Here is a 12828-nt window from a genome sequence, read left to right as displayed (position 1 = left end):
GTTAAAATATTAAATTATTTTTTGATTTTAAGTTTACTTTATCAATTAAGTATGACATTGAAACGTTATTTATTGATTCTATTTTTTTTGTTACTTCTTTAGTTTTAAAAAACGAATCAACATTTTCAATTTTTAAAAGGAAGTCAGCTTTTTTAAATTCAGGGATTAAATATACGTTAACTTCCATATTCTCAAATATACCAGCTGATTTTTTATTAGTAGAATTTATAGTGGTTTTGTTTTCTATTAAACTCCATTGAATGTCTGTTTTTTTATCATCATAAAAATAATGATTAAAAGAGCTTTTTCCTTCTTGAGTTTCTATAGCAATGTTTAAATTGTTTTTGCACAGCTTTATATTTAATTCTCTGTTTAAAAAATAAGCGAGTCTATAATCCTCTATTGATGTATGAATGGCAATTAATTCATAATCAATTGATAAAAAGTCAACTATTTGAATTTTATGAACGGCCATTTGTGTGAATTGTTTTTGTAAATATACAATTTATGAAATGGGTGTGTGTTAAGAAAATTATTTTTTTGAAATAATTTCTTGTAAAGCAAAATAAGCTCTTTTTGCAGCTTTCTCTTCAGCTTTCTTCTTTGATGTTTCTCTTGCTTTTGCAACAGTTTTATTATCAATATCTAACTTTACTCCAAAAAAGCGTTGTTCTTCTGTACCATTATCTTCAAAAGTTTCAAAAACAAACTTCTTTTTTTCTTTTTGACACCATTCAATAATTAAACTTTTATAGCTAATAACTTTTCCTTCAAGCTTAGGAATGTCTACATAAGGTTGGATAACTTTGTTAAAAATAAATTTTTCACAATAAGAAAACCCTCTATCTAAATAAATGGCTCCAACTAAACCTTCAAAAATATTTCCGTGTATATTGTCACTAAAATGCTGAGGATTAACTTTACTATCAACAAATTGAATTAGTTTTAAATCTCTGCCTAGTTCGTTTAAATGTTCTCTACTTACAATTTTAGAGCGCATTTTGGTTAAATAACCTTCATCACCACTTGGTACTTCGTTGTATAAATGTGCTGCAATAACACTGCCTAGCATGGCGTCTCCTAAAAATTCTAATCTCTCATAATTAAAAGGATAGCCGTTTTCTCCAATTTTATTTGTAGAACGATGTGTAAAAGCTTTCTGGTAATAAACCAAATTAAGTGGTTTGAAACCTAAAATTTTGCTGATTTTGTCAAAAAAAATCCCGTCTTCTTGAGAACGGGAGTTTTTAATTATTTTTTTAAAAAAACGCATCCGTTCTTATTCTTCTATTTTCTTAAATAATACGCAAGCATTATGTCCTCCAAAACCAAAAGTATTACTCATAGCGACTTTAACATCTCTTTTTTGTGCTTTATTTAAAGTTAAATTTAACTCTGGATTAATGTTTTCATCTACAACAGAATGATTAATTGTAGGAGGAACAATTCCGTGTTTTATTGATAATACCGAAGCAATAGCTTCAATTCCACCTGCAGCACCTAAAAGATGGCCGGTCATAGATTTTGTTGAATTAATGTTAATATTTTTAGCATGGTCGCCAAAAACAGCACTTATTGCTTTTAATTCGGCAACATCACCTAATGGTGTTGATGTTCCATGTGTGTTAATATGATCAACTTCATGTGGTTGCATTCCTGCGTCTCTTAAAGTATTATTCATAACGGCTATTACTCCTAATCCTTCAGGGTGTGGAGCTGTTAAATGGTAAGCATCAGAAGACATTCCACCTCCGCCAATCTCACAATATATTTTAGCACCACGTGCTTTTGCGTGTTCATATTCTTCAAGTACTAGAGCGCCAGCTCCTTCACCTAAAACAAAACCATCTCTAGTTGCGTCAAAAGGTCTAGAGGCAGTTTCTGGGCTTTCATTTCTTGTTGATAAAGCATGCATAGAATTAAATCCACCCATTCCAGCAATTGTTACGGCTGCTTCTGAACCACCAGAAATAATAACGTCACACATTCCTAAACGAATATAATTAAATGCATCTATCATTGCATTTGCAGAAGAAGCACAAGCAGAAACAGTTGTGTAATTTGGACCCATAAACCCATTTCTCATTGAAATGTGAGCAGGGGCAATATCTGCAATCATTTTAGGAATAAAGAAAGGATTAAATTTTGGAGTTCCATCACCTTTGGCATAGTATAAAACTTCTTCTTGAAAAGTTTCTAAGCCTCCAATTCCTGCTCCCCAAATAACTCCAACTCTATGTTTGTCAACATTCTCAGCTGTAATACCGGCATCTTTAATAGCCTCATCACTTGCAACAACAGCATATTGTGCAAACTTATCCATTCTACGAGCTTCTTTACGGTCAATAAAATCCTCTATATTGAAGTTTTTAACTTCACAAGCAAATTTTGTTTTATGTTTTTCAGTATCATAGTAAGTAATAGGTGCGGCACCACTTTTACCATTAATCAATCCTTCCCAATATTCTTGAATATTATTTCCAATAGGGGTAAGGGCTCCTAGACCAGTTACAACAACACGCTTTAATTGCATATAATTAAATTTTGGTTATATATAAAAAACCCAATGTACTTTTAATAATGTAACTAAAAGAAACAATGGGTATTACATAGTTTTTTATTTTAATGATTGTAATACAATCAATGTTTTCTTCAAATCTAATAAAAGATTTTAAAATTTCGAAGAAAAAATAATAACACTCATGAGTATAAACCCACGAGTGTCTAAAATATTATTTTTTAGCTTCTTCGATGTAAGAAATAGCTTGACCTACAGTAGCAATGTTTTCTGCTTGATCATCTGGGATTTGAATATCAAATTCTTTTTCAAATTCCATAATTAGCTCAACAGTGTCTAATGAATCAGCTCCTAAATCATTTGTGAAGCTTGCTTCTGTTACAACTTCGTTTTCGTCAACACCTAATTTGTCTACGATAATCGCTTTTACTCTTGATGCAATGTCTGACATAATCTTTTAATTTTAATTTAATTTGTTGGCAAAAATAAAAAACTTTATTTTAAAACAACAATTTTGTTTCTAAATGTGACTACGAATTTAAAAAAAAATAATTCACAAAGACCTCTTTTTTCTATTTTTTACCAATTATTATTCTTTTTTTTGTGTAATTAAAATTACAGGATAAATGAAAAAAATAGTGCTATTCGCTTCTGGCAATGGTTCCAATGCCGAAAAGATCATATTACATTTCAAAAAATCAACCTTTGCAAATGTAGTCACTATCTTTACAAACAATCCTGATGCCAAAGTGCTAGAAAAAGCAAAAAATCATCAAATGGAGGCTGTTATTTTTACAAAATCTGACTTAAATAATGATTTTGTTCTTCAAAAACTCAAAAAAATTGATCCAGATTTAATTGTTTTAGCTGGATTTTTATTAAAATTTCCAGAATCTATCATAAATCAATATCCTAATAAAGTAATTAACATTCACCCTGCTCTTTTGCCTAAATATGGTGGAAAAGGAATGTATGGAATGAATGTGCACAAAGCGGTTTTAGAAAATAACGAAAAAGAAACCGGAATCACTATTCATTATGTAAACGAACATTATGATGAAGGTGAATACATTTCTCAGCATAAAGTTTCTATAGAGGATTGTGTTTCTGCTGAAGAAATTGCAAATAAAGTACATCAATTAGAGCATGAATATTTTCCGACTATTATTGAACAACTAATCACTAATCACTAATCACTATTTACTTGAGTCACGAAGTTCACATATATACAGACGGCGCTGCTAAGGGAAATCCTGGTCCGGCGGGTTATGGCGTAGTTATGGAAATGGTTGGAACTCCTTATAAAAGGGAATTTTATGAAGGTTTTCGAAAATCTACCAATAATAGAATGGAAATTTTAGCTGTTATTGTAGGTTTAGAAAAACTAAAAAACTTAAAAACGAAAGTATTAGTCGTTTCCGATTCTAAATATGTGGTAGATGCTGTTGAAAAACGTTGGGTTTTTCAATGGGAAAAGAAAAATTTTGCAGGAAAAAAGAATCCCGATTTATGGATGCGCTTTCTAAAAGCGTACCGAAATCATAAAGTAGATTTTCAATGGGTAAAAGGGCATAATAATCATCCTCAAAACGAGCGTTGCGATGAATTAGCTGTTATGGCTTCTCAACAAGAAAAACTTTCTGTTGATGTTTTTTATGAAAGAGAAGAGGAGAAGTTGTTATAGGTTTTTAAATTTTTTTAATTAAAAATTATCAACCAATTAACCTTTTGACTTTAACCTTTTGACTTTTGACTTTTTACAAGTATCTTTGCCTCTTATTTCAAATCGATTAGAATGAATAAATTATTGATAGTAGGAACGGTAGCTTTTGATGCTATTGAAACGCCTTTCGGAAAAACAGATAAAATTTTAGGTGGTGCAGCAACGTATATTGGTTTAGCCTCTAACTTTTTTAATGTAGATGCAGCAATTGTTTCGGTAGTAGGTGAAGATTTTCCCCAAGAGTATTTAGATTTATTAACCAATAATGGTGTAAATATAGACGGAATTGAAGTGGTTAAAGGTGGAAAAACATTCTTTTGGAGTGGAAAATACCATAACGATTTAAATTCTCGTGATACTTTAGTAACTGAATTAAACGTATTAGCGGATTTTAACCCTGTTGTTCCTCAAGGTTATAAAAATTCTGATGTTGTATTATTAGGAAACTTACATCCTTTAGTACAATCTGGAGTTTTAGATCAAATGGAAACACAACCAAAATTAATTGTTTTAGATACAATGAACTTTTGGATGGATTGTGCATTGCCAGAATTATTAGACGTTATTAAACGTGTTGATGTAATTACAATTAATGATGAAGAAGCGCGTCAATTATCTGGTGAATATTCATTAGTAAAAGCAGCTCAAAAGATCCATACAATGGGTCCTAAATATGTAGTAATTAAAAAAGGAGAACACGGAGCATTATTGTTTCAAGATAAAGAAGTGTTCTTTGCACCAGCTTTACCTTTAGAGGAAGTGTTTGATCCAACAGGAGCTGGTGATACATTTGCAGGTGGTTTTGCGGGTTATATTGCTCAAAGTGAAAACATTTCGTTTGATAATATGAAAAACGGAATTATTTACGGTTCAAACTTAGCTTCATTTTGTGTGGAGAAATTTGGAACTGAGCGCATGCAAAAATTAGACAAGGAAGAAGTTAATATGCGTTTAAAACAATTTAAAGCATTAACACAATTTGAAATTGAATTAGAAGAATAAAAACGTGCCTCGAATTTTCGGGGCATTTTTGTATACATTACAGTAAGCATTAAACAACACAACAACAACACAATGAGTGACGCTATTAAACATGAATGCGGAATTGCACTATTAAGATTAAAAAAACCGTTAGAGTTTTACAAAGAAAAATACGGTACAGCTTTTTACGGAGTTCAAAAAATGTATTTGCTAATGGAAAAACAGCACAATCGCGGTCAAGATGGTGCAGGTTTAGCAAGTATAAAATTAGATGTTGCTCCAGGGCAACGTTATATAAGCCGTATACGTTCTAATGATGCAAATCCTATTAAAGATGTTTTTGCACAGGTTAATGAACGAATTAATCACGAACTTTTAGAACACCCAGAATATCAAAATGATGTTCAGTTACAAAAAAATAATATTCCTTATATAGGCGAGTTATTTTTAGGACACGTACGTTATGGAACTTTTGGAAAAAACAGTATCGAAAGCGTACATCCTTTCTTGCGTCAGAATAATTGGATGCACCGCAATCTTATTGTTGCCGGGAATTTTAACATGACAAATGTTAAAGAGCTTTTTGATAGTTTGGTAGAATTAGGTCAGCATCCAAAAGAATTAGCTGATACTGTTACTGTAATGGAAAAAATAGGTCATTTTTTAGATGATGAAGTTACCGAAATTTACAAACAAGCAAAATTAGAAGGGTTTACAAAGCAAGAAGCTTCAAAAGTAATCGTTGACCGATTAAATATTCCTAGAATTTTAGAGCGTGCTTCTCGTAACTGGGATGGAGGTTATGCAATGGCTGGTTTATTAGGTCATGGAGATGCATTTGTAATGCGAGATCCAGCAGGTATTCGCCCGGCTTATTTTTATGAAGATGATGAAATTGTTGTTGTAGCTTCTGAAAGACCAGTTATTCAAACGGTTTTTAATGTTCCTTTCGAAAAAGTTCAAGAATTAACACCTGGAAACGCTATTGTAATTAAAAAAGACGGTTCTGTTTCACTTAATGAAGTTAGAACACCTTTGGTTAAAAAAGCATGTTCGTTTGAACGTATTTATTTTTCTCGTGGAAGTGATGCAGAAATTCACCAAGAACGTAAGAAATTAGGAAGATTAATTTTCCCAGCCATTTTAAAATCAATCGATAACGATACTGATAACACGGTTTTTTCATACATACCAAACACTGCCGAAACTTCTTTTTATGGAATGACAGAAGCGGCTCAAGACTTTTTGAATCAGAGAAAAACGGCTGAAATTTTAAAAAATAGAGATACGCTTTCAGAAGAAAAACTAGCTGAAATTTTATCAGTTAAAATTCGAACAGAGAAAGTAGCAATTAAAGATGCAAAATTAAGAACTTTTATCACTGAAGACAGTAGTAGAGATGATTTAGTTGCCCATGTGTATGATGTTACTTATGGAGTTGTGAAAACGACTGACAATTTGGTTATCATTGACGATAGTATTGTAAGAGGAACAACGCTGAAGCAAAGTATCATTAAAATGATGGATAGGCTTAAACCAAAGAAAATTGTTGTTGTGTCATCTGCACCACAAATTCGTTATCCTGACTGTTACGGTATTGATATGGCTAAACTTGAAGGATTAGTTGCTTTTAGAGCCGCTATGGAGCTACTAAAAGACAGAGGTTTACTTCATATTGTTGAAGAAGTTTATAAAAAATCAAAAGCGCAAGAAAATTTAAAAGATGCTGAGGTTGTAAATTTTGTAAAAGAAATTTATGCTCCCTTTACAGATGAAGAAATATCAGACAAAATATCTGAAATGTTAACTCCAGAAAACACTCATGCTGAAGTTAAAATTATTTATCAAACGGTTGATGATTTACATATTGCTTGTCCAAAAAATCTTGGAGATTGGTACTTTACTGGAGATTACCCTACAAATGGAGGAAACAGAGTTGTAAACAAAGCTTTCTTAAATTTTTATGAAGGAAATGACGCTCGCGCATATTAATTATGCACTTTATCGATTATTTTACACGTTAAACAATTTTTTAATTGATTTAACATTTGTCTATCATACTTTAGCACTACCAGAAAAATTAGTAGGTTAAGTTTTATGGTAGATTTGGGGCAAAAAGGTGAAAGCAATTTCACCTTTTTTTTATTTATATAATTTCATTTTTCAATTAATTTCTTAAATAAAAGCAAAAAAAACACCTTTTATCGAATATTTGGACAGTTTGTCAATTTTTTATGCACGCATAATAAATTCAATCTACTTTAGCTGTACCAAAAAATTAGTAGGTTAAGTTTTATGGTAGATTTGGGGCAAAAAGGGTATGCAAAGCATACCTTTTTTATTTTACAGATACTCTAAAAACAAAAAAGGTTCGCACTATTGCGAACCTCTTTTTTTACTATTGTAATTGTTATTTTGCTACAGCAAATCTTCTTGCTACTTCAGTCCAGTTTATTACGTTAAAGAAAGCTTCAATATAATCTGGTCTTCTGTTTTGATAGTTTAAATAATAAGCGTGTTCCCATACATCCATTCCTAAAATTGGAGTTCCGCCACAACCTACACCAGGCATTAAAGTGTTGTCTTGGTTTGGAGTTCCGCAAACCTCAAGTTTTCCGTCTTTTAAACAAAGCCAAGCCCAACCTGATCCAAATTGCGTTGCACCAGCTTTTGCAAATGCAGCTTTAAAAGCATCAAATGATCCAAATGCACTGTCAATAGCATCAGCTAATTCACCTGTTGGTAAACCACCACCATTCGGAGACATTACCGACCAAAATAAGTTGTGATTGTAAAAACCACCACCATTATTTCTTACGGCTGCATTATTCATGTCAAGGTTTAATAAGATGTTTTCAATAGTTTTTCCTTCTAAATCTGTTCCTGCAATTGCGTTATTTAGATTAGTTGTATATCCATTATGGTGCTTAGTGTGATGTATTTCCATCGTTCTAGCATCAATATGTGGTTCAAGGGCGTCATACGCATATGGTAATTGTGGTAATTCGAAAGCCATAATTTTTATATTTAGATTAGTATTAATGAATTCAAAGTTATAAATTTAACTTTGGATTAAAAAATAGATTGTTCTTATACCACTATAATTAAGAAAAATATAACACATTGAACACACCCGCTTTTAGTTTATACGACGCTTCTGCCGGATCAGGTAAAACTTATACGCTTACAAAAGAGTATTTAAAAATTTTATTTAATTCGCCAACTAACGATGCTTACAAGAAAATTTTGGCCATTACTTTTACAAATAAAGCAGTGGAAGAAATGAAGTCTCGTATAATTGATAACCTTTATGATTTTTCAAAAGTGAATACTTCTGTAAAATCAATGATGTTATTAAAAGAGATTGCTAAAGAAACAGGTTTATCAGTTGCAACAATTAAAGATAAGGCAAAAGTTATTATTAAAAATATTATTCATAATTACACTGCTTTCGGAATTTCTACAATTGATAAATTTACACACAAGGTTATTCGTGCGTTTGCACAAGATTTAAATTTACCTGCCAATTTTGAGGTTTCTTTAGATACGGATGCGCTTTTGCAAGAAGCCGTCGATTTAGTAATTTCAAAAGTTGGAGAAGAACAAATACTTACTGATCTTTTAATCGAATTCACGAAAAATAAAACTGACGAAGATAAAAATTGGGATATTTCTAAAGAATTATTTGAAGTATCAAAGTTAATTACCAATGAAAATAATGCAAACGAATTGACTCAATTTGAAGATAAGACGTTTGATGATTTTACTCAAATAAAGAAAACTTTGAGCGAAAGAATAATGTTTTTTCAGGAACAAAATTCTGGATTAGCGGCTCAATGTTTTCAAATGCTTTCCGAAAATGGAATTGATTTAAAATCTTTCTCAAGAAGCACTTTTCCAAATCATATTACTAAAATTAAAGAAGGAAATTTAGAAAGTAAAGATTTTTCTAAATACGTTCATTTTGAAGATATTGCGATTAATAAAACTGCTAAAGATATTGGTGCTATTGAATTTGTTTCTGGAAACTTATTGTTTCTGTTACAAAAATGTTATTACAATTGCTCTAAAATGTCTTTTTATCAAGCATTTCTCCAAAATATCAATCCACTTTCGTTATTAAATACAATTCATTTAGAATTTAAAAACATTCAAGAAGAGAAAAATATACTTTCCATTTCCGATTTTAATAAAATTATTTTTAACGAAATACAAAATCAACCAGCCCCTTTTATATATGAACGATTAGGTGAAAAATACAGACATTTCTTCATCGATGAATTCCAGGACACGTCTATTATGCAATGGAAAAATTTAATACCATTAATTGATAATGCGGTTGCAAGTGAAGAAAACGGAGTAAAAGGAACGTTAATGTTGGTCGGTGATCCGAAACAATCTATTTACCGCTGGCGTGGAGGAAAAGCAGAACAATTTATTAAGTTAAGTAAAACTGATAATCCTAATGATTTGGATGAATATCCGTTTTCAAACAAAGAAAAAGAAGTTTTTAGATTGGGTACAAATTACAGAAGTTATTCGGAGGTGATTTCGTTTAACAACCGTTTTTTTGCTCATTTATCAAGTAAATTCTCTAATGAAGATTATGCCGATTTATATTTAAATCACAGTCATCAGGAAATAAACAGTAAAATTGGCGGTTATGTAAATCTTTCATTTATAGAAGTTCCAAAAGAAGAAAATGAAGATTTTTTCAGTGAATTTGACGAAGACAATACCTATTCTGCTAAAACAAAATATTACTTAAGTAAAACATTAGAAACCATTTCTAGTATTAAAAATAAAGGTTTTCAATATAAAGATATTGTTTTGCTTACGCGAAAAAAATCAGACGGAGTTGCTTTGGCAAACTTTTTAACCGAGAATCAAATTCCTATTTTGTCTTCGGAAACCTTATTGATTCAAAATGCAACTGAAGTTAAGTTAATCGTCAATTTATTAAAATATTTAAAAAGCAATAAAGACCAAGAATCAAAAGCATATGTTTTGTATTATGTTGCAAAAAATTTACAAAATAAATATTCAACACATGATTTTATTGCTGCAACTAAAGACTTGTCTGAAAACGATTTGGAATTATTTTTAAGAAAATTAAATATTTCTGTTTCCTTTCAAAATTGTAGAAAAAAATCATTGTACGAAGCGGTTGAAATCATTGTAGATGTGTTTATTCAAGAGAAAACCAACACTTCTTATGTACAATATTTTTTAGATTTAGTTTTAGAACGCGATAGTAAATTACAGTCAAGTATTGGCGATTTTTTAGAATATTGGGAAAAAACTGGGTTTCAAAAAAGTATTCCTTCGCCTGAAGGAAATGATGCTATTCGTATAATGACTATTCATAAATCAAAAGGACTAGAGTTTCCAGTAGTCATTTATCCTTTTGCAGATGAGGATTTTAATAGAAAAATTAGAAATAAAATTTGGGTTGATTTTGATGATGATGAAGAAATAGAATTTCCAAAAGCATTGGTAAATTCAAAAAAAGAAGTAGTTGACTATGGGGAAAAAGCAAAAGAAATCTATGATACTAAAAGCCAAGAAGAGATTCTAGACATCATAAATGTTTTATACGTTGCGTTAACAAGAGCTGAAGAGCAATTGTATGTAATTTCTAATCATTTGTTGAATAAAACGGGTTTGCCTGATAATTTATCATCTTACTTTATTGAGTATTTGCAAAACATAGGAATGTACGATGAAACAAAATTAGAATACGAATTTGGAAATCCCGAAAAACTTTCTGCCGAAAAACATGAAATTAAAGAGCAAAAAACAATTTCATTGGTAAAGGAAAAGCTCAACTCTAGTAGTATAAAAATTGCACAACGAGAAGCTTTAATGTGGAATACCGATCAGCAACAAGCAATTGAATTTGGAAATATTTTGCACGAAATTATGTCGTTCATTATTGTAAAAGAAGATTCAGACTTTGCGATTCAAAAAGCAATTGAAAATGGATTAATTACAATTTCTCAATTAGATATTTTTAAAGATAAAGTTCAGCAAATAATTTCAAATAATGAGTTGAGTGACTTTTTTAACGGACAAGGAATGGTTTATAATGAAGAAACAATATTGAAAAACGGATATAAAAATTTAAAACCAGATAGAGTGGTTGTTTTTAATAACGAAGTTTATCTTTTAGACTATAAAACTGGGGAGAAAAATCAAAAACACCAAAATCAAATCAATGAATATGCTTTTGTACTTCAAGAAATGAATTATACAATTGCAAAAAAAGCATTGGTTTATATAGGAGAAAAAATAGAAGTTGTACTTTTGTAACTTCAGTAAATCATAAAAATAACGAATAACCAAATCAACATTTAAAAATGTACGGTAAAATACAACAACACTTAGAAAATGAATTAAACGCTATTCGTGAAAACGGATTGTTTAAAAAAGAACGAATCATAACTACACCTCAAGGAGCAGAAATTAAAGTTTCAACTGGAGAAACAGTTTTGAATTTTTGTGCAAACAATTATTTAGGACTTTCTTCTCATCCAGAAGTGGTTCAAGCTGCAAAAGACGCTTTAGATTCTCATGGATTCGGAATGTCGTCTGTTCGTTTCATTTGTGGAACTCAAGATATTCATAAAGAATTGGAAAAAAAAATAGCTGATTTTTATGGAACTGAAGACACTATTTTATATGCAGCTGCTTTTGATGCAAATGGTGGAGTTTTTGAACCTTTATTAGGTGAAGAAGATTGTATTATTTCTGATAGTTTAAATCACGCTTCAATTATAGACGGAGTTCGTTTATGTAAAGCGGCTCGTTATCGTTACCAAAATAATGATATGGCTGACTTAGAAACGCAACTTATTGCAGCAACTGAAAAAGGACATAGATTTAAGCTAATTGTTACTGATGGTGTATTTTCAATGGACGGTTTAGTTGCTCCATTAGATAAAATTTGTGATTTAGCAGATAAATACGATGCTTTAGTAATGGTTGACGAATGTCACGCTGCGGGTTTTATTGGCGCAACTGGAAAAGGAACTTTGGAAGCTAAAAACGTAATGGGTCGTGTAGATATCATTACGGGAACGCTTGGAAAAGCTCTTGGTGGAGCAATGGGAGGTTATACAACTGCTAAAAAAGAAGTCATCGAAATTTTGCGTCAGCGTTCACGCCCTTATTTGTTTTCAAACTCTTTAGCGCCATCAATTGTAGGGGCTTCTTTAAAGGTTTTTGAATTATTAGAAAAAGACACTTCGCTTCGAGATAAATTAGAATGGAATACTAATTATTTCAAAGATGGAATGAAAAAAGCGGGTTTCGATATTATTGATGGAGACTCTGCAATAGTACCTGTTATGCTTTATGATGCTAAATTGGCGCAAAAAATGTCGGAAGAATTACTTCAAAAAGGAGTTTATGTAATTGGTTTCTTTTTTCCAGTAGTTCCAAAAGAGAAAGCGAGAATTAGAGTTCAATTGTCTGCTGCACACACTCAAAACCATTTAGATAAAGCTATCAATGCTTTTATAGAAGTGGGTAAAAATCTAAAAATCATTAAATAATATAAATTTAGTAGTACTTTTTTTAACAAAATTTTTTGTAATTAAAAAAA

General features: G+C 30.9%; 11 protein-coding genes. 6 read left to right on the top strand and 5 right to left on the bottom strand.

From position 1 onward, the window contains the following. Position 1 precedes the first annotated feature (1 nt). The 4 genes from OLM55_RS02820 to OLM55_RS02805 form a co-directional block, all read right to left on the bottom strand. Entirely contained in the window at positions 2 to 475 is a 474-nt protein-coding gene (locus tag OLM55_RS02820; RefSeq protein WP_264559904.1) for an IPExxxVDY family protein, read from the bottom strand. A gap of 57 nt (positions 476 to 532) precedes the next feature. After that, positions 533 to 1273, bottom strand: coding sequence for a ribonuclease III (rnc, locus tag OLM55_RS02815; protein WP_264559903.1), 741 nt, complete (start codon positions 1271 to 1273; stop codon positions 533 to 535). A gap of 6 nt (positions 1274 to 1279) precedes the next feature. After that, positions 1280 to 2533: a beta-ketoacyl-ACP synthase II gene (gene fabF, locus OLM55_RS02810; RefSeq protein ID WP_264559902.1), complete on the bottom strand. Its 1254-nt coding sequence runs from the start codon at positions 2531 to 2533 to the stop codon at positions 1280 to 1282. 199 nt (positions 2534 to 2732) lie between these two features. Then, on the bottom strand, positions 2733 to 2969 hold the full coding sequence (locus OLM55_RS02805; RefSeq protein WP_007137004.1) for an acyl carrier protein: 237 nt from the start codon (positions 2967 to 2969) through the stop codon (positions 2733 to 2735). Between the two features lie 175 nt (positions 2970 to 3144). Between OLM55_RS02805 and OLM55_RS02800 the strand changes: the two genes are divergently transcribed. The 4 genes from OLM55_RS02800 (at position 3145) to OLM55_RS02785 (ending at position 7214) form a co-directional block, all read left to right on the top strand. Continuing rightward, positions 3145 to 3711, top strand: coding sequence for a phosphoribosylglycinamide formyltransferase (locus OLM55_RS02800; RefSeq protein WP_264559901.1), 567 nt, complete (start codon positions 3145 to 3147; stop codon positions 3709 to 3711). Positions 3712 to 3722: 11 nt separating this feature from the next. After that, positions 3723 to 4202: a ribonuclease HI gene (rnhA, locus tag OLM55_RS02795; RefSeq protein WP_264559900.1), complete on the top strand. Its 480-nt coding sequence runs from the start codon at positions 3723 to 3725 to the stop codon at positions 4200 to 4202. Positions 4203 to 4313: 111 nt separating this feature from the next. Beyond that, positions 4314 to 5243 carry a PfkB family carbohydrate kinase gene (locus OLM55_RS02790; RefSeq protein WP_264559899.1) on the top strand — a complete coding sequence of 310 codons (930 nt, stop codon included), beginning with the start codon at positions 4314 to 4316 and terminating at the stop codon, positions 5241 to 5243. A gap of 72 nt (positions 5244 to 5315) precedes the next feature. Next, the gene (locus tag OLM55_RS02785) at positions 5316 to 7214 is read left to right on the top strand and encodes an amidophosphoribosyltransferase (protein ID WP_264559898.1); all 1899 of its coding nucleotides are present in this window, start codon (positions 5316 to 5318) and stop codon (positions 7212 to 7214) included. Between the two features lie 418 nt (positions 7215 to 7632). Here the strand turns inward: OLM55_RS02785 and OLM55_RS02780 are convergent, their stop codons facing one another. Next, the gene (locus OLM55_RS02780; RefSeq protein WP_264559897.1) at positions 7633 to 8238 is read right to left on the bottom strand and encodes a superoxide dismutase; all 606 of its coding nucleotides are present in this window, start codon (positions 8236 to 8238) and stop codon (positions 7633 to 7635) included. Between the two features lie 107 nt (positions 8239 to 8345). Here OLM55_RS02780 and OLM55_RS02775 point away from each other — a divergent pair, with 107 nt between their 5' ends. Both OLM55_RS02775 and kbl read left to right on the top strand, forming a co-directional pair. After that, on the top strand, positions 8346 to 11534 hold the full coding sequence (locus OLM55_RS02775) for a UvrD-helicase domain-containing protein (RefSeq protein ID WP_264559896.1): 3189 nt from the start codon (positions 8346 to 8348) through the stop codon (positions 11532 to 11534). 47 nt (positions 11535 to 11581) lie between these two features. After that, positions 11582 to 12778: a glycine C-acetyltransferase gene (kbl, locus tag OLM55_RS02770; RefSeq protein ID WP_264559895.1), complete on the top strand. Its 1197-nt coding sequence runs from the start codon at positions 11582 to 11584 to the stop codon at positions 12776 to 12778. The last annotated feature ends 50 nt before the right edge of the window (positions 12779 to 12828 follow it).

Source organism: Flavobacterium sp. N2270 (assembly GCF_025947225.1).
Classification (GTDB): Bacteria; Bacteroidota; Bacteroidia; order Flavobacteriales; family Flavobacteriaceae; genus Flavobacterium.
The sequence above is the reverse complement of the archived record's forward strand: the minus strand, read 5'-3'. Positions and strand labels throughout refer to the sequence as shown.